Origin of the sequence: Proteus vulgaris (genome assembly GCF_016239305.1) — a bacterium.
In the GTDB taxonomy this organism is placed as follows: domain Bacteria; phylum Pseudomonadota; class Gammaproteobacteria; order Enterobacterales; family Enterobacteriaceae; genus Proteus; species Proteus vulgaris_C.
Map to the genome: position 1 here is coordinate 18,308 of NZ_JAEHOQ010000025.1, position 19,056 is coordinate 37,363.

The window sequence follows — 19,056 nt, forward strand, 5'->3', positions numbered from 1 at the left end:
TACAATGCCGTTAATTAGTTTGACAGGAGCCTATTTATCTTTCAGTGACGCTCCATTATTAGATAGCACTGATTTATTTATTGAAGAAAATGAACGTGTTTGTTTAGTTGGGCGCAATGGTGCAGGAAAATCAACGTTATTAAGAGTGTTATCTAAAGAACAACCTTTAGATGATGGTCAAGTTGTTTATGAGCAAGATCTAGTAACTGCCCGCTTACAGCAAGATCCCCCAAGAGATATTGAAGGCACTATCTTTGATTTTGTTGCCGAAGGTGTTGAAGAAGATGCTAAATATCTAACGGATTATCACCATATTTCTAAATTGATTGAGACAGATCCTTCTGATAAAAATCTCAATAAAATGGCAGAACTGCAAGAAGTACTCGATAGTCGTAATTTATGGTTGCTTGATAGCCGAATTGCAGAAGTCCTAGAGAAACTAGGTTTAGATGGTGAAGCTGAGCTTTCTTCTTTATCGGGTGGTTGGTTAAGAAAAGCAGCCTTAGGACGCGCATTAGTCAGCGCACCAAGAGTGCTATTTTTAGATGAACCAACAAACCACCTTGATATTGAAACAATCCTTTGGCTTGAGAAATTCTTAAAAGATTTCCAAGGAAGTATCGTATTTATTTCCCATGACCGTTCATTTATTCGAAATATGGCAACCCGTATTATTGATCTTGATCGAGGCAAACTCTCTTCATGGCCGGGAAATTACGATAAATATCTTGAGAGCAAAGAAGAAGCATTACGTGTTGAAGAGCAACAAAACGCAGAGTTTGATCGTAAATTAGCGCAAGAAGAAGCGTGGATACGCCAAGGGATTAAAGCACGACGTACTCGTAACGAAGGTCGTGTACGTGCTTTAAAAGCATTGCGAGTTGAACGTAGTGAACGCCGTGAAGTATTAGGTAGTGCACGTATGCAAGTCGAAGAAGCAACTCGTTCTGGTAAAATTGTATTTGAGCTAGAAGATGTTAATTACAGCATTGGAACCCGCAAGTTAGTTCGTGATTTCTCTGCCAAAGTACAACGTGGTGATAAAATTGCGCTGGTGGGGCCAAATGGCTGTGGTAAAACCACATTATTAAAACTGATGTTAGGTGATTTAAAAGCTGACAGTGGCCGAGTGCATTGTGGTACTAAACTTGAAGTGGCTTATTTCGATCAACACCGTGCAACACTTGATCCAGATAAAACTGTGATGGATAACCTTGCTGAAGGTAAGCAAGAAGTGATGGTTAATGGTCGTCCCCGCCATGTATTAGGTTATTTACAAGACTTTTTATTTCCACCTAAGCGTGCAATGACACCTGTTCGGGCACTTTCTGGTGGTGAAAGAAATCGTTTATTACTGGCTCGTTTGTTTTTAAAACCAAGCAATTTACTTATTCTCGATGAACCAACCAATGATCTTGATGTTGAAACATTAGAGTTATTAGAAGAACTCGTGGATGCGTATCAAGGCACTGTTTTACTGGTTAGCCATGACCGTGAATTTGTTGATAATAGTGTCACTGAATGTTGGATCTTTGAAGGTGACGGCGTTATTAATAGTTATGTAGGTGGCTATTACGATGCTCAGCAACAAAGAGCACAAACAGTTTCACTGAAAAGTGAACAAAATAAATCGCGTAATGCACCAGAAAAAGCTGAAAAAGAAGCTAAAACTAAAGATAGCGTTAAAAAGAATACTCGTAGTGGCAACAAGTTAAGTTATCATTTAGCTCGTGAACTTGAACAATTGCCCGCTAAGCTAGAAAGTTTAGAAACACAGTTAAGTGCGTTGCAAGAAGAAGTGAGTGCCCCAGACTTCTTTACTCGTCCCCATGAGGAGACTGAAAAAGTCCTAAAAACACTTGCAGATAAAGAACAAGAGCTTGAAACCGCTTTTGATAGATGGCAAGAGTTAGAACTAATGCAAAGCGGTGAATAAATCGTCAGCCGAAAACGGGGCATCTGCCCCGTTTCACTTTCTGGATTAAATATTCTTTTATTGATCATTAAAAAAATAAGAGGTGTCACTGTGTGCTCTGGTCAACAACATCGTCATGAACATAAGCATGAGCAAATATTATGTCCTCAGTGCGATCTGGTGGTCAGTGTTCCTGAATTAGTGCAAGGAACCAAAGCAACATGTCCTCGTTGCCACACAGTACTAACGGCACGTTGGCGCCAACCTTTTTATCAACCTGTAGCATTGGCAATCAGTGCATTATTTATGTTACTGATGGCAAGTCAGTTTACGTTTGTTAGTATGGAAGTTGCTGGTATTGCTAACAACGTAACATTGATGCAGATCCCAAGAGTGATGTTTAGTGAAAAGTACATTGAATTGGGCGCTTTTTTCTTACTTTTTGTTCAAATTGTGCCCGCTTTTTGTATGGTGGCAATCTTATTACTGTGTACCCCAATCAAGCTACCTAAAAAATTACAAATCTGGTTATCTCGTATTTTATTCCAACTTAAATCATGGTGTATGGCGGAGATTTTTCTCGCGGGGATCTTAGTTAGCTTTGTAAAATTAATGGCTTATGGTGATATTGGTTTAGGGTTAAGCTTTTTACCTTATGTTTTGTATTGTTTATTTCAAATCCGCGCCTTTCAGTGCCTTGATAGACATACACTATGGGAAAAATTAGAGCCTCGCCCTGATTATCCTAATATTGAATCAGGTAAATCGGGATTAAAACAAGGCGTAAGATTATGTCGCTCATGTACTGCGATTTTACCCGCTACGCAATATGAATGTAGTCGTTGTGAAGTTAAAGGGCATGCAAGAAGACCGAAAAGCTTGCAATGGACAGTCTCACTGTTGATTACATCACTTATTCTTTATATCCCTGCAAATTTATTGCCCATTATGGTGACTGAATCGCTAGGTAATAATATTTACTCTACTATTATGGCTGGGGTGATTTTGTTATGGGAAGATGGCTCTTATCCTGTTGCGATGGTGATATTTATTGCCAGTATTATGGTGCCAAGTTTGAAAATGGTAGCAATTGCTTGGCTGTGTTGGGATGCACACAAATCCAATGGTAAAAGAGATCCCGCTAGAATGCACTTTCTCTATGAAGTTGTTGAATATGTAGGACGTTGGTCAATGATTGATGTCTTCGTTATCGCTGTTTTAGCTTCATTAGTCAGAATGGGACGTCTGATGAGCATCTACCCAGATTTTGGTGTAGTGCTATTTGCAGTAGTTGTCGTATTAACGATGTTCTCTGCAATGATGTTTGATCCTCGGTTGACGTGGGATAAATGTACAGCCGATGATGATAAACCGATGATTAAGGAGCCTAAGGGTGACTGAAAAGAATGAAACTGCTTTAACAGAAGCAAGAATTAACAAACTAAAAAGCTGGTCTCCAGTTTGGATCATACCGCTTGTCACCTTATTGATTGGTGCATGGATACTTTATTATCATTTCAGCCATCAAGGTCCAGAGGTTACCTTAATTACTTATAATGCTGAGGGCATTGAAGCTGGCAAAACAAAAATCAAAAGTCGTAGTGTAGATATTGGTTTAGTTGAAAGTGTCACTCTTGATAGTAATTATAGTCGCGTTATTATTAATGCGCGCCTAGATACAGGTATGGATGAGCTATTACGATCAGATACTGCTTTTTGGGTTGTAAGGCCACAAATAGGTAAAGAAGGGGTGACAGGTTTAGGCACCTTGCTGTCAGGTGCCTACATTGAATTACAACCAGGTTTAACTGGTAAAGAGAAAGATGAATTTAATCTTCTTGATGCACCTCCTCTTGCTTCACCTGATGCAAAAGGTATTCGCATAAACTTGGTAAGTGAAAGAGCCGGGCAGTTAAATGCGGGAGATCCTGTTTTATTCAGAGGTTATCAAGTTGGCTCTGTTGAAACCAGTGAATTCAACATTGATAGCAGAGACATGCATTATCAACTCTTTATTAAAGCACCTTACGACAAAATGGTGACATCCAATGTTCGTTTCTGGAAAGATTCGGGAATTGCTTTTGATATGTCTTCATCTGGCGTGCGCGTTGAAATGGCGTCACTTTCTACACTCTTTAGTGGTGGAGTGAGTTTTGATGTGCCGGCGGGTTGGTTGCCTGGTGAACAAATTGCACCTAAAACAGAATTTAAGCTCTACGATAATGAAAAGAGTATTCAAAACTCGTTATATACCGATTATCGCAGTTACATCATGTTTTTCTCTGATTCAGTAAGAGGGTTACAGGCTGGGGCACCAGTTGAATTCCGAGGAATTCGAATGGGGACTGTTGTGCAAGTGCCTTATTACACGAAAGAAATGCAACAATCACTAGATAAAGATTTTCGTATTCCAGTGCTTATCCATGTTGAACCAGAACGTTTTGCCAATGATGTTGGCGAAAGTTTTGATTTTGTTAAAGAGATCTCTTCAGCTTCTAATAATGGCCTAAGAGCTTCATTAAAATCAGGAAATCTTTTAACGGGTGCTCTGTATATTGATCTTGATTTCTATCCAGACGAAACAAAATGGGAAGGGCCTCAAGAGGTCGCTGGTTTCCAACAAATTCCTACTGCTAGTTCAGGTTTAGCGCAAATTCAGCAAAAAGTAATGACATCGCTTGATAAGATCAACAATCTTCCTGTTGAACCGATGCTTAAAGAGATGACAGCGACTTTATCTGAGAGCCAAAAAGCAGTAACTGAGGCAAAAGAAACACTGAAAGCATTAAATGCCATGATTGGCAATGATGAATTTAGAAATCTTCCTAATGATATTCAACAGTCATTGAAAGAGATCAATCGCAGTATGCAAGGTTTCCAACCAGGTTCTCCGGCATACGGAAAAATGATCGATAATATGCAGCAGCTTGATCAGGTTTTAAGAGAAATGCAGCCTTTATTGAAAACATTGAACAATAAAAGTAATGCATTAATTTTTGAGGCGAAGGAAGGTAAAGATCCAGAACCAAAGAGGGCTGAAAAATAATGAGATACATCATTGGGATATTTGTTTTGATGTTAACGGCATGTTCAAGCCAAACTGAGAAAACCTATTATCAGTTACCTGATATTTACCAAACAGAAGTATCAGCACCAGTCACGACAACACAGTCAGCGAAAAAGCCTCAAATCTGGGTTCAGCCGATCCGTTTGTCCAATATGCTGGTTAATGCTGGTATTGTTTATCAAACAACAGATATTAACTATACCGTAGCAAATCAGCATTTATGGATAAATCCACTTGATCAGCAATTACAACAGAACCTCATTTCAGGTTTAACAAAATTATTACCAGGAACCGTTGTTGCGAACCAACCGATCGAAGATAATTTGGCAAAATTAACAGTTACTGTTAATTACTTTCAAGGTCGTTATGATGGGCAAGTGATCATTTCAGGTGACTGGATTTATACTGAGAATAGCAAAGTGATTAGTCAGCCATTCTCCCTTGTGCTAACACAAACAGAAGATGGTTATCCTGCTTTAGTTCGTACATTAGGACAAGGCTGGGAGCAGGTTGTTTCTGATATTGCGACAACAATTCAAGCTCAATACTAACTGACTTAGCATACATTTATTCAAACCCAATATTCTCTTGAATCGTATTTAAGTTGGATATTGGGTTTTGTTTATTTAAAAAACAAAAAAGGAAACTCTATGTTAGAAATGCTTAAAAAGAAATATCCCTCTGCGATCAACTGGTCATTTGGTGATAATGCTCAGTTAGCGGATGAACTTGCAGGGCTGGTGGTAGAAGGAAAAAAAACGGCAACGTGTAGCTCATTAAGCGGTTTTTTTAGTGACAGTGTTAGTCCTGTTATTGGTGGTTTTAGCATTATTCTAAATAGTCAAAATGAGCCTGTTTGTGTTATTCGCACACGTTCTTTGCAGTTAATCCGTTTTAATGAAGTCACTGAAGAACAAGCTAAGAGAGAAGGGGAAGGGGATTTAAGTTTGGCATATTGGCAAGACGGGCATAAAACCTTCTTTACTCGAGAAGGTCATTTTTCAGAAGATATGGAGTTGGTATTTGAAGAGTTTGAATTAATAGAAGTATGTAAGAGGTATTAATAGCTTATTTTACTTTCGACGATGGCTAATTCCTTAATAAAACAAAGGTGATTTTAATAAGGTTTTCTATAAATAAGTAAAAAAAGAGCAAAAAATTATATCGACCAATAATAGCTTATATTGACATTACTTTAAAAATAAATATTATTTTTGTTTATTTAATTTGTCGCTTATCCAAGATAAAAATAGATATTATTATCTAGTATCTTTAAAAATCAATTCAAATCAATCCGTTAAGAGATGTTTATTCTAAGTATTTTAAATTCTAAAATAATTCTACAAATACTTATTAAATAAAATTAATGGTAACAAATGTTATTAAAGTTAAATTTAGCTCGGCTTCACAAATATGACATTTGTATTAACTTCTTTACTTGCTTAAATGCTCAATAAAGCGTATCAATTTATAATGGTTGTTGGAAAAACAATCATTATCTTTCCGCTTAAACTTAGAACGTGAGGATTGTCTAGATATGAAAAGACAGAAACGAGATCGTTTAGCAAGAGCATTATCGAAAGGTTATCAAGCTGGTATGCAAGGCCGTTCAAAAGAGCTTTGTCCTTATTTCGCGATTGACGCGCGTTCACATTGGCTGGGAGGCTGGCGACAGGCCATGGAAGATCGCCCAAGTCTAGTCAAATAAACGACCCGTTATAGTTTAATATTTTAAAATAACTCATTATTGTGGTAGGTCTGTGTCCACATTATTGCTATTTACTAATTGATTTTGGGTTGTTTATCTCATTTTAACTTCTACAAGACTCTCTCAATAAAAATCATTGATTGTATTGAGAGAGTATTTTTCAGCCCTAATATCCTGCATTAAAAAAGCTATTCATATTTCGTTCTACATTTTGCATTGCTATGCGCAACTGCTTATCTTCAATATGAGAAATATCAGGATAATTAGGGCGATTTGTTCTAGCACCTTGTAATAAAAGAGAAACAAGGAGTAAATTATTTTTATACCTATTTATAATATCAATTATCTTTTCTTTATTAATTGTATCCAAAGAGTTTTTGCAATTATCGAATTGTAACAATAGTTTATCATAGCTATAAATAATGTCTTTGAGTGATAAGAAAAGCTCTTGGACATGTTGGCTAAATGAGTCATGACCACCCTCATTATTCATCCAGGTTGGTTCTATACTCACTCTTGATATAAGTTCATTACATTCGAATAATTGGATCGCTATATCTTCTCTAGTAGTTTCTGAGCGCTGTTCTATATCTGGACTCCATTTTTTTCTTATCAATTCAATAATAGACACAAATTTATTTAATATGATAGAGCCTTCTCTTTCTGGTGCAATAAAGGTGTGTACAGCACCACCAAGAATGATACCAAGGATAATACCGATGATACGATCTCTGACTTCTGTTAATTCATAGACTGGACCTGTAGTTTCTAATACAGCAAGTGCGAAGGTGAAGGCGATTTGTATACCTGCATAGCTAATATTTTCTTGCCCTGTCGCAACCCAAGAGCCAAGTAAAAATACTGGAGTCACAAAAAGTAATAAACCAAAAATAGAATCTATTTGATTAGTTATAAACATAATACCAAATAATGCGAGTAGAGCACCAATACTAGCCCCCGTTAAACGCAGTATTATTTTTCTTTGAATATTTCCTAAACCAGGTTGAGCGATAATAAGACAACTTAACATAAAGGTGTGTATACCAGACCAATCAGTTAATGTGTAAATAAAGTAGCTAATTAAAACTGTAAATGATGTTTTTAATGCAAATATAATATATTTACTATTTGTAAAAGCATCATCAACTAAAAAATTTTCTTTTGGTGGCGTTACTTTTTTTAATATGGATTCGACATCAGCATCATTTTGATGATGTTCAATATCTTTAGCATGATTTTTTAATAAAAAATAAATTTTATTTAAAATCGCATTGTTGGCTAACTCTAAATCAGAGAGAGTATATTCTAGCTTCTCTTTTTTATCTAAAGAAGTTTGTAATGTTTTTATAATATTCGATAGCTCAGTAGCAAGTTTTTTATCTTTTTCATTATCATATTCATAAGGTAAGCCAATAGATAATGATCTTAACTCAGAGATTATAGTAACTTTATTAACATAATATTGTTTATCGAATATTCCATCTTTATGTCGCATAATACTAAATCTTAAGTATTTATACATGGCTTGTAAATCCATGCCGACTTTAAGCAAACTATGATCTTCTTCACTCGATTTTATCGATGGATCTATGCATTTATTAATAGTAGATAATTGGTATGATAAAAAATTATGAAGTTGCTTATCTGGTTCTGCGGGAAGTAATAGTGTATTAACAATTAAGGTAACGACAATGGTATAGTTTACAGAAACTAATACCCATAAAATGGCTCTGACAAGCACTTCGGCATCAGGGATAATATCAACTAATGATTGGGTATATATAACAACGATAGAAATAACAAAGAATAAAATACCAACTTTTGTTGTTCGCATTAAGAAAAAACTGACAAGAAAAACAAATGAAGATAATAATATTCGTAAAAATGGAGAGTTCCAAGTAATAATAATAATTAAAAGCGAAATAAAGATTGCGACAAAACCAGAAATAATAAATAAGATACCAATTATTTTGGTAATAACAACATTGGCTTGAGTAAGGAAGAAAACTATAATAATAGAAAGAGGAATATAAGGCACCTGTAATGACAGTGATATAATCACAACCAGCACGCAGGAAATAACGGTGCGTGCCGTCTGGTTTCCTCTACCTGGATAAGACAACAGGCTATTATATAATCTATTTATTAAAGTCTCCTTCATTGTAATTTATGCTCCAGATTCTTTGTCGTGATAAACAATAGCAATAGCGGATGCACCAATACGAAATAAATTAGGATCAGGATTGATAACTCGTATCTTTACAGGAAAACGTTGTGAAACATGAACCCAGTTAATAGAACGACTTACAGAAGGAAGACCACTAATAATAAGGCCACCATCTGTCGGATTTACACCAAAACTGATAGAGTCAACAACACCCTCGAAAGATTTACTGGTATCACTCATAACAAAAAGACGCGAAGATGAACCGTTGTGTATACCTTTCAATTCTGTTTCACGGAAATTTGCAACGATAAACCAATTCTCAGTATCAATAAGTGTCATGACTGCTTTAGAAGGGGAGACATATTGTCCTACGGTTGTTTTTAATGAGGTGACCCTTCCATCAAAAGGTGCTCTAACTTCAGTATATTGAATATTAATTTTGGCTTTTTCTATCAATGCAGCGACTTCTTTGCGCTGAGCTTCTAGCGCTTCAATACCACTAACGGCCAAAGCGGCTTGTTGGGCTTGTAGCTGCATTGATTTATAAGTTGCTTCATCACTATTTCTTTTTGTGACGGCGATATTAAGTTCATCTTTAGAGACATAGCCTTTTTTAAATAAAGGCAGCTTACGGCGATATGAATCATCAGATTGTAAAAATTGAACTCTTGCACTTTCTACCTGAGCTGTAACAGCTTCAGCATTTGCCTTTTGAGCATCGACTGTGCGTTGAGTTAATATTATCTGCTCATTTAAAGTATCGAGTTTAGCTAAGTTATACTTTAAGTCATTTTGGTATATTTGGGGATCGATGCGGTATAAAAGATCACCTTTTTTAACCAACTGATTATTCTCTACTGGTAATTCAATAATTCTTCCATTTATTTCCGGAACCATGTTAACGGTATCTGCATAAATATATGCATCATCAGTACGAGGTGCATTATTGATATTCCAAAGTACGATCCATAAAACTAAAAGTGTAGCTAAAAGGAGTAGAACACCATATAACTTACGTAATAATACCATGTTTCCGCCTTTTTATTTTGGAAAGAACAATAACCAAGTTAGCATTGCTATTAATGCCGTAATACATGGATACACAATGAGAGTAGGGTAAAGTAAAAATTTTAATTTAAATTTAGATAAGAGCACATGCATTAAAATCATACCAATGATACCAACTCCAGAGCATAGTAACCAATCAGGAAAAGACGCCCCAAACATGACAATAGAAGGCGCTGGTGTACATCCTGTTAGGAGGCCTATTATTAATACAACTTGTGTTAATTTTATATTATTCATAGGAGCCTATTTTCTAGTGAGAATTACCTTATTATTACATATAATAGGGTAAGATATGCAAACATAAGTTAAATAAATAAGTGAAAAATACGAGAAAATATTCCTAAGTATTTATATTTATATTTATATTTTTTTTTAAGATAATATTAATACCCATCTAATAGTGATGGTCTGATAAAGAATGATTTGCTTTTAAATACAAATATCGTAAGTAAAACAAGATAATAAACGGCCTATGAATTTAAAGTGAAACACCGTGTTAAAGAAAGGGCAATAAAAAAGCCCGATTTATAGTCAAAATCAGGCCTGAGTAATGAATACTAAAAATTTTATATTATTTAATTCGTATATTAGCCAATATCATAGTGCTTATTATCATATGGTGTTAATAAGCATAGCTCTTAATTAAAAGTTACTAGTATTTTTGAACAAGCCAACTTTTAAATCTTTTGCTTCATAAATCAGCTTACCATCAACATACACTTCACCGTCGGCAATACCCATAATTAGCTTACGATTGATAACACGTTTGAAATCAATTTTATAGGTAACTTTTTTGGCAGTTGGTAATATTTGTCCAGTGAACTTAACTTCACCTACACCAAGAGCACGGCCTTTTCCTTCACCGCCAAGCCAACCAAGATAGAAACCAACAAGTTGCCACATGGCATCAAGGCCTAAGCAACCCGGCATCACAGGATCATTGACGAAATGGCAATCAAAGAACCATAAGTCTGGCTTGATATCGAATTCTGCTTCGATAAAGCCTTTATTATGGGTGCCGCCATCTTCAGTCATTTTAATGATGCGATCCATCATTAGCATATTGCCAGACGGCAGTGGTGGGCCATCTTGGCCAAATAATTCACCACGGCCTGAAGCTATGAGGTCTTCTTTAGAATAAGATTCGCGTTTATCAACCATTGTCTATATAGCCTTTATCAAGTGTAAGGTAACAGAATAGCTTACACTTGTACGCTGAACAACTCCGATCACTTGAAACAGAATTATCTGAATAGACGTAAGAACCAAGGCAACTTAGGTCTATCTTGATTATTTGCAAGCATTATACGGTCATGGATCACAGCTAACAAGTGTGCATCAGATTGTTCTGGCTCACATTGATCTTCATGATATGGCTGACGAGTCAGTAATGTTATGGCTTCAGCGACATGTGTTACAGGCCAAATATGAAATTTATCTTCTTTGACGGCTTGTTGAACAATTTCATTTAGCACTAGATGACGAATATTCGCGAGAGGAATAATTACACCTTGTGATCCAGTTAATCCCCTTTGTTGGCAAATATCAAAGAAACCTTCGATTTTTTGATTTACGCCACCAATAGGCTGAACTTGACCAAATTGATCAACCGCACCCGTTACCGCAATTTGTTGGTCTATAGGTTGCAGTGCAAGTGTACTAATTAATGCGCACAGTTCAGCGAGAGAAGCGCTATCACCATCCACTTCACCATAAGACTGCTCAAAAACAATAGAAGTGCTAAATGGTTGTGGTTGGTCTAAACGCAATTCTGAGTTTAAGTAAGCTTGCATGATCATCATTCCTTTAGCATGAAGATTACCGCCAAGCTCAGCTTTACGTTCAACATCAGTAAACTCGCCATCACCAATATGTGCAACACAAGTTATACGAGTGGGTTCACCAATTAAATCAGGATAACCAGGATAGTCTAAGACAGAAAGCCCATTGATTTGGCCAACAGCTTCACCTTCTGTTTGTATCATTACCTGATCTTGTAAAATTTCATCACGGCTACGTTCTAACAGATAACTATGTCGCCATAAGCGATTTTCTTCTGCTTTTTTTAGCGCGTCTGCATTTAGATAAGAATCATGATTAAAACGCATTGCGTAACGGAGTTGACGTAAGATCCATTCTAAATCTAAGCTCAATATCAACTGATCTTCATGTTGTCTTGCGGCTTGTGTTAATAACACTTCCCAAGCATCTGCTGATAAAGAGGGGAGGCGGTATTTTTGGCACAATGCATTTACAAAACCACACCATTGAGAAAGTGCTGTTTCGTCTTCTAAATACATATCGTATTCATATTCGCCATATAAAGCTACGTTGCTTAATTCTGGCTCCATAAATTCGAGCTCTTCAAGACTTAGTCTATCGCCAACTAAAATCACTCGCAGATTGAGAGGCATACTTTCAATGGGTAAAGGCAATGATTGACTATCATTCCAGACAAGCCACTCAAAGCGTTGCTCTTCAACCATTTTTTTTAGGCGAAACCACATTAATGGTTGAGCTAATAAAGATTTAATGGAGAGAACGAGAATTCCGCCATTAACTTTATGTAATAGGCCAGGGCTGACAGTAACATTATCTTTATGACAATAGAAAGAGCCAAAGAGTTGTTCAGGTTCTATCCACTGGCAGCAAGTAATAGATTCTGATGATGAAAATGCACCTTGTACATTTTCTTGCCAATAGATTTTATTTGACTCTGCTTGATAGGCGCCAACAACTGGATAGGTTTTGATCCCTGATTGCGTTAACGTGTCTGTCAGCATATCAAAGTAAGCGGTAGAATCATCGGCTTTTAACAGCATAAATTGGCCTGAATCTGCATTATTTAGCCATTGTAGGCTTTCGTACAGGCGAGGCTGAACCTCACGAAGTAGAGATGCAGGTAATTGAGATGCTGTTTGAAAGAAAGTCTGGTAGGAGGCGTAATCAGGACGTAACGCCTGCCATTCTAATTCGTTGTTTTTCAAGGTTACCGTTTTTATTATTGGTTAGTGAAAAGAGATTTATTAGATGCCACTATAAGTGGGTATCTATCCTGCAATAAGACGGTTCTTTAACTGTCATCAACTGCATAGGCAGGGAATATGTATCGCTACTACCTTATAATAATGAGCTAACAGATTAGTCATCAGGTTTTATTATAGCGACGCACGATTCTATCATAACGTGCCCAGAAAACTATCCCTTATCAAGGCTTGTTATTAATTGATAAAAAAAGACTATCCAAAATATCCTTGCTTATAAAATAGGCGAAAAATTTTAGTTCAGTGGCAGTATTTTTGTAAAATTGTTGATATGCTAGTATATAGTTACGTTGTCACGGGGATTTGTATGAAATATCAACAATTAGAGAATCTAGAATGTGGCTGGAAGTGGGCATATCTTGTTAAAAAGCACCGTGAAGGTGAGTTAATTACCCGTTATATTGAAAAAAGTGCGGCTGATGAGGTTGTTGAGCAATTATTGCTAATAGAATCACAGCCATTAAAAGTTTTAGAATGGATAGATTTGCATATGAATCCTGATCTATCCAATAAGATGAAGCAAACTATCCGTGCTCGTAGAAAGCGGTATTTTAATGCAGAGCACCAACATACACGAAAAAAATCAATAGATTTAACGTTCAAAGTTTGGCAGCGCTTATCGGCTTTATCACAACGCCGAGGAATAACATTATCAGAAACAATAGTACAATTAATTGAAGATGCTGAACGAAAAGAGCAATACGCTTTAAAAGTACACAGTTTAAAAGATGGGTTAATTGAATTATTAGAACGAGATAAAGAAAAGTAATCGATATTGTTTTTGTTTTATTTGTGTTAACGACACCTCTTTTTATTGTGATACTTCATACCTTTTTTATTTATCCAATCTTTGTCTCTCTATTTTTGGTTTGTATATTTATTCTTTCCATAAAGAAAAACCCTGCCTCTGGCAGGGTTTTGAATTCATCAACAGTAGATTATTCTACTATCTGAATTATTTACCAGGTTGAACAACAACTTCAGTTGTACCTTGGATTTCGATTTCAACACGACGGTCTGGCGCTAAGCAATCGATCAGAGCTGAACGAGCTTTAACGTTGTCACATGTGTTGCCAGTAACTGGATTTTCTTTACCACGACCTTCTGCAGAGATGCTGTTTGCAGGGATACCTTTAGATACAAGGTAATCAACTACAGATTGAGCACGTTTTTCTGACAGAGGCAGGTTGTAGTTTTGAGAACCGATACGGTCAGTGTAACCGATAACTACTACACGACCTTGAGTTGGGTCGATGTTAGCCAGTTCATTGTACAGACCATTCAGAGCTTCTTGACCTTCAGCTTTCAGAGTAGATTTGTTGAAGTTAAACAGAACGTCTGAACGCAGAGTAAAGGTTTTGTTCTCAACAACTGGCGCTGGAGCTACAACTGGTGCTGGAGCTACAACTGGAGCTGGAGTGTCTTGGTTGAAGCGGTAAGCAACACCAACACTCAGCATGCCATTGTCTGGACGTGCATTCAGAGTACCTTTATCACCAATGTTGTTGATCCACTGATATTCAACACGAGTAGCGATATTTGGAGTGATCGCGTATTCAGTACCTAATGCGAATACTGGAGAAACACCAGTGTCGTTATTAGAGAAGTTTTTCTGAGTTGGAGCTGGAGAGGTAGCAGCAACTGTTGCAGAAGAATCTGCACGCCATACCATACCACCTAAACGTGTATAAACGTCTAAGTCTTCCATTACTGGATAACTTAATTTAGTAGTTAATTGGATACCTTGAGCACGGAATGCGCCATTGTCATATGAACCTTTATAAGTCATACGACCTAACCAATCATAACCCAGTTCAAAACCTAAGTATTGGTTGTACTGATAACCAGCAAATGCACCTGCACCTAATTGATCACGGTGAGTGTTACCATTACCGATAGAAGTACCATCAAAATGGTTGCTAGTACCTTGGTATTGAGACCAACCTAATTTACCACCGGTATACCAGGTATTGTCTTTTGGAGCTGCTTGCGCTGCAGTTGCGAAAGCTGCCACTGCCACTGCTAATGCGATAGCTGTCTTTTTCATTTTTACGCCTCGTTATCATCCAAGTTAGGCATTTGGCTTTAAGCCTTATTATTTGCCCTTGGTTAAATTATTGTTAGGAATCCAATACTTTCATCAAATGATGATCCCAAAAAATGGGATTTAAAGCATAACCTTAACGACATAAAGTCTACAATGAACTTAAAAAGTTACAAGTAATCCTTTAAAATTCGACTTAAAATTTTAAAAAGATCTGCCTAATTCCACAATGGGTAAGATTCTGTATTTTTGTTAAATTTATTGTAACTATATGATTTAGGTTATAAATACTTTTGACTTATCTTAAATGATATCGAGGTGTTCTGAGTATTAGGAAAACTCTTAAATTTCACTAATGGTAGTGAATTGAATGAATTTTTACGGAATTCAAATGTCGTTTAGATATATTAGTGCTTTCTAAATGGATATTTGTATTAATTTGTTGACGCATGATAAACCCCAAGCTTTTACCTTTACTTGCAGCAGATTCTAATCTTTTCATCTCTTCTGGCGATATTTCTGGTAACCAACCTAGAACGACACTGTAATTACCACTCATTAATGCTTTTTCCATTAAATCAACCGTATTTATTGTATTTATATGATTTAGTTGAATTATTTTATCAAGAGGTAATCCGACATTTTTTAGCCAAGAGCGATTGAGTTTTTGTTGTGGGTTTAACCACAGTAACCAGCGTGATTCATGGCTATACTGTTTTAGTAATGGCAAAAGAATGTGGTTAATAACGAGCGGATTTTGGTAGAGAAGTTCACTTACCATGCCTTGTTTATTATCACTATCAGGATTAACCATTGCTGAAGGGATAGATAGAGGTAATACCTCATTCGAGATCTCTTGGAGAATGGTGTTTTGTCTTGTCGGAGATGATGTTGAGATTTTCATATTTACCTCTGCCTATATGTACTGTATGAATATACAGTATCTCTAAATTTCGCTTAAATCAAGCTCAATTTTTTGAAAGTTCCTCTCAAATTTTATGTAAATCTCTATTTTCAAGCTGTTAACTATTGGCAATAAAAAAGAAATTCTTTATTGTCTTTATGGTAAGTTTTATATGTATGTTTTTGAATTCAAAGATAAAAGATTCACATCAATATTTATGTTGGAGTTTTAATGTCATTTTTACCTGAGCAACGGAAGGCTCATTTGTTATCGCGCATTGCGCAATATGGAGAGTTAACAACAAAGTCTCAATTTGGTGGTGTTAGCTTAATGATTGATGACGTTATGTTTGCTATCACGTCTGATAATCAACTTTATTTAAAAGGAAGTGATTTTTTAGAGACGCTTTATAAGGCAACAAAAATGGAAGCCTATATCTATCTGAAAAAAGGGAAACCAATAACATTACGTTATTATAAAATTACAGATCTTTTATGGGAAAATCAGCAAAAATTAGATCAATATATTGATTTGTCATATCACTACAGCATGCAAGAGTATTTAGGCCAACGAAAAAGGCCATGTCGAATAAAAGATTTACCTAATTTAGGCATTATATTAGAGAAAAGGCTAAGCCAAATTGGTGTTAATAAAGTTGAAGAGTTACGACTTATTGGTGCTAAAGCCTGTTATTTGAAATTAATGCGCAGTCATAATTTAAAAAATAGTGAACTTCTACTTTCATTGGCAGGGGCAATAATGGGGTGTCATCGTTCAGTGTTACCCAATCAGCTTAAAGCTGAGCTATTAGATTGGTATAATGAATTGTCTTTTCAATAAGATAAACCTAGCGACAGTTATTTTCTCTAATCCTCATAGGAAATTAGAGAAAATAACGTCGATTAGGCATTAATGCTAATGTTGTGGTTCAAGCGTACTGGTTATTTCTTCTTGTTCAATCATTTGAATGCAGTTAATGATTTGAGGGAGTAAATCTAGTAATAATCGAATTTGAGTAACGACTAATTGAATTCGCCCATCATCCGCATTAGGTAATGAATTGATCCGTTCAATTAATTCGATATGAGATTGTTTAATTGCTTCATCTTGCGCTGTTTTGCGACGCAAAGCAGCGTCGATATAACAAACAGTATCATTAAGCAACGTAAGTACTGTTTCATCTTCGATTTTAGAGCGATGAACACCAAGTGCCGAAATATAACTAAGCAAGGTGTGATTCAAGCAAAGTAACTGGAAAGCAACCTCTTGGGAGGCTTGATAACTTTTTGGCTCTGATGACATATTTGAGATAAGTGAAGCAAGTTCACCATCACTACTATGAGCATTACGGCGAGCAATTCGATAACCTAAGCTATTATCTTTTCCTTGATAATATTGAATAAGAATAGCATCAAGGTAATAGCAGTTATTTGTCATTGTTTTTTGAATAACAAAAGGTAACTGGCGGAATTTCCAATCAGGCCAAATAAAACTGACTGCAAACCATGCAATTGCACAACCAATTAAGGTATCAATAATTCGAGGAAGAGCGACATCATAGCCTTCACCAAGTAAATTAAAACTTAGTAAAACTAATAATGTAATAAATAGCGTGGCATGTGCATATTGTATCGTTCTAAATGCAAAGAAGAGCGTACCAGTTATAACGATTAAGACCAATTGTCCTTCAATAGAGGGAACAAAATACAAAATAGGGAAACCGATTAAAATACCAATAATGGTACCGCTTACACGTAATGTTAAGCGTCTACGTGTTGCATTGTAGTTAGGTTGGCACACAAACAAGCTGGTTAATAATATCCAATAACCTCGGTCTAATTGGAAAAATTGAATAATTGCATAACCAATACAAAGCACGAGTGACATTCTAACCGCATGTCTAAAAAGTGCTGATTTAGGGGTAAGATGTTCTTTTATTCTTAATGCGATATCTCGCCATCCAGTTAAACCATCATCAGAAAGTTGCGTTTCTTCTTTTTGGTCATGAGATATTTGGTACTGCTCTGTGCTAATACTGCGTAAAAGCGCATCAATCCCTTGAAGATTTTGCAATAAATTATTCAAAGGCGTCATTAATTTCGGTTCTGAGGTTGTATTTTTTAAATGATTGAGTGCATTCTCTAAATAATTAATGGAACGCTCAAGAGCAGGATTATGCTGATATTTTTTATGCCAAAGAATCGATTGTGCAACTTGTTCACAAGCCCGAGCCTGCATAGAAAGTAAACGTTGAAAACGAAAAAGCACATCACTGTGGCGCAATTCATTACTCAATAATTGATACTGGACGTGAGATGAACTGGCTCTTTCATGAATATCTTGAGCCACAAAATAGTAATGAAGCGTAAAGCGACTACTACGCTGACCTCTATCACCTTTTAGTCGGCTTAATAATGTGACTTTAGTTTGATTCATTGTGTCAATAAGCTGACTGTTTGCCATAGCTAAACTATAAAGCGAATGTTGATAGTCATCTTCAATATCAGGATCAAATAAAGTTGCTTTTGCTTCGAGATACGTTGCGAGTTGCTGGTAGCACCGAGTTAAATTATCTTGCACAGGGCGAATAGGAAACAATAAGTGACCAACCAAGGTTAGCGAGTTGTACCAAATAGCACCTAACAGCAGTAAAATAGGTTGCTCATACCAAACAGGGAAAATAGGCATGCCGAGCATAGTGTAGATGGCGATTAATAAAGCACCAAAGGCAATGGTAGCGTAGCGTTGTCCTAACGCGCCTAATAAAATAAATCCCCAAGTTGAAATTGCTAAACCGCAAAAGAATAAAATAGGGTAGGGATAAAGTAATCCTATTGATGCTGATGCAAGAAGAAAACAGCACAAGGTAATGACAAGGTTTTTTAAACGCCCGACAAGTCTATCATCTAAGTCCGTTAATGCCGCCGCGACCACACCTAACGTCAGCGGAATGGTATATTTAGGCTCTTGACCTAACGCCCAAGGAAACAAAGTCGTTCCTGTAAGTGCGATTATTATGCGAATATAATAGAGAAAGTGGCTATTATAGATAAATCGGCGGGCGCCATTTAGCAAAGTGAACACAAAAAGCCCTTAAATAAACAAGATGAAGATAATTACCTCTTAGAATATAGGGTTT

16 protein-coding genes are annotated in these 19,056 nt (G+C 36.3%); 8 read left to right on the forward strand and 8 right to left on the reverse strand.

Annotated elements, in window-relative coordinates:
- Window positions 1-4 precede the first annotated feature (4 nt).
- The 6 genes from JEP40_RS16050 to rmf all read left to right on the forward strand — a co-directional run bounded on the left by JEP40_RS16050 (window position 5) and on the right by rmf (window position 6,690).
- Window positions 5-1,936 carry an ABC transporter ATP-binding protein gene (locus tag JEP40_RS16050; RefSeq protein WP_198624366.1) on the forward strand — a complete coding sequence of 644 codons (1,932 nt, stop codon included), beginning with the start codon at window positions 5-7 and terminating at the stop codon, window positions 1,934-1,936.
- Window positions 1,937-2,026: 90 nt separating this feature from the next.
- A complete protein-coding gene (gene pqiA, locus JEP40_RS16055; protein WP_198624367.1) occupies window positions 2,027-3,316 on the forward strand; it encodes a membrane integrity-associated transporter subunit PqiA in 1,290 nt (429 codons plus the stop codon).
- Window positions 3,309-4,961 (forward strand): intermembrane transport protein PqiB, encoded by a 1,653-nt coding sequence (gene pqiB, locus JEP40_RS16060; protein WP_198624368.1) that lies wholly within the window; start codon window positions 3,309-3,311, stop codon window positions 4,959-4,961. Before pqiA ends, pqiB begins: the two co-directional genes overlap by 8 nt.
- Complete coding sequence (gene pqiC / locus JEP40_RS16065; RefSeq protein ID WP_198624369.1) at window positions 4,961-5,533, forward strand: membrane integrity-associated transporter subunit PqiC; 573 nt, start codon at window positions 4,961-4,963, stop codon at window positions 5,531-5,533. The genes pqiB and pqiC overlap by 1 nt, the downstream gene beginning before the upstream one ends.
- Before the next feature lie 99 nt (window positions 5,534-5,632).
- Entirely contained in the window at window positions 5,633-6,046 is a 414-nt protein-coding gene (locus tag JEP40_RS16070) for an ASCH domain-containing protein (protein WP_198624370.1), read from the forward strand.
- A gap of 473 nt (window positions 6,047-6,519) precedes the next feature.
- Window positions 6,520-6,690, forward strand: coding sequence for a ribosome modulation factor (gene rmf / locus JEP40_RS16075; protein WP_023581348.1), 171 nt, complete (start codon window positions 6,520-6,522; stop codon window positions 6,688-6,690).
- A 166-nt stretch (window positions 6,691-6,856) separates the two neighbouring features.
- Here the strand turns inward: rmf and JEP40_RS16080 are convergent, their stop codons facing one another.
- From JEP40_RS16080 to JEP40_RS16100, 5 genes are all read right to left on the reverse strand, one after another.
- A complete protein-coding gene (locus tag JEP40_RS16080; RefSeq protein WP_198624371.1) occupies window positions 6,857-8,851 on the reverse strand; it encodes an FUSC family protein in 1,995 nt (664 codons plus the stop codon).
- Window positions 8,852-8,857: 6 nt separating this feature from the next.
- On the reverse strand, window positions 8,858-9,886 hold the full coding sequence (mdtN, locus tag JEP40_RS16085) for a multidrug transporter subunit MdtN (RefSeq protein WP_198624372.1): 1,029 nt from the start codon (window positions 9,884-9,886) through the stop codon (window positions 8,858-8,860).
- 12 nt (window positions 9,887-9,898) lie between these two features.
- On the reverse strand, window positions 9,899-10,162 hold the full coding sequence (locus JEP40_RS16090) for a YtcA family lipoprotein (RefSeq protein ID WP_198624373.1): 264 nt from the start codon (window positions 10,160-10,162) through the stop codon (window positions 9,899-9,901).
- 405 nt (window positions 10,163-10,567) lie between these two features.
- Window positions 10,568-11,086: a bifunctional 3-hydroxydecanoyl-ACP dehydratase/trans-2-decenoyl-ACP isomerase gene (gene fabA / locus JEP40_RS16095; protein WP_198624374.1), complete on the reverse strand. Its 519-nt coding sequence runs from the start codon at window positions 11,084-11,086 to the stop codon at window positions 10,568-10,570.
- Window positions 11,087-11,169: 83 nt separating this feature from the next.
- On the reverse strand, window positions 11,170-12,912 hold the full coding sequence (locus tag JEP40_RS16100; RefSeq protein WP_198624375.1) for an AAA family ATPase: 1,743 nt from the start codon (window positions 12,910-12,912) through the stop codon (window positions 11,170-11,172).
- Between the two features lie 364 nt (window positions 12,913-13,276).
- Here JEP40_RS16100 and matP point away from each other — a divergent pair, with 364 nt between their 5' ends.
- Entirely contained in the window at window positions 13,277-13,738 is a 462-nt protein-coding gene (matP, locus tag JEP40_RS16105; protein WP_072069645.1) for a macrodomain Ter protein MatP, read from the forward strand.
- 186 nt (window positions 13,739-13,924) lie between these two features.
- On the opposite strand, the gene ompA is transcribed toward matP, so the two are convergent.
- Window positions 13,925-15,016: a porin OmpA gene (gene ompA / locus JEP40_RS16110; protein ID WP_198624376.1), complete on the reverse strand. Its 1,092-nt coding sequence runs from the start codon at window positions 15,014-15,016 to the stop codon at window positions 13,925-13,927.
- Between the two features lie 349 nt (window positions 15,017-15,365).
- Complete coding sequence (gene sulA, locus JEP40_RS16115) at window positions 15,366-15,917, reverse strand: SOS-induced cell division inhibitor SulA (protein ID WP_198624377.1); 552 nt, start codon at window positions 15,915-15,917, stop codon at window positions 15,366-15,368.
- A gap of 231 nt (window positions 15,918-16,148) precedes the next feature.
- Here sulA and JEP40_RS16120 point away from each other — a divergent pair, with 231 nt between their 5' ends.
- Window positions 16,149-16,757, forward strand: coding sequence for a TfoX/Sxy family DNA transformation protein (locus JEP40_RS16120; RefSeq protein ID WP_198624378.1), 609 nt, complete (start codon window positions 16,149-16,151; stop codon window positions 16,755-16,757).
- A gap of 75 nt (window positions 16,758-16,832) precedes the next feature.
- Here the strand turns inward: JEP40_RS16120 and yccS are convergent, their stop codons facing one another.
- A complete protein-coding gene (gene yccS / locus JEP40_RS16125; protein WP_198624379.1) occupies window positions 16,833-19,001 on the reverse strand; it encodes a YccS family putative transporter in 2,169 nt (722 codons plus the stop codon).
- Window positions 19,002-19,056: the final 55 nt, after the last annotated feature.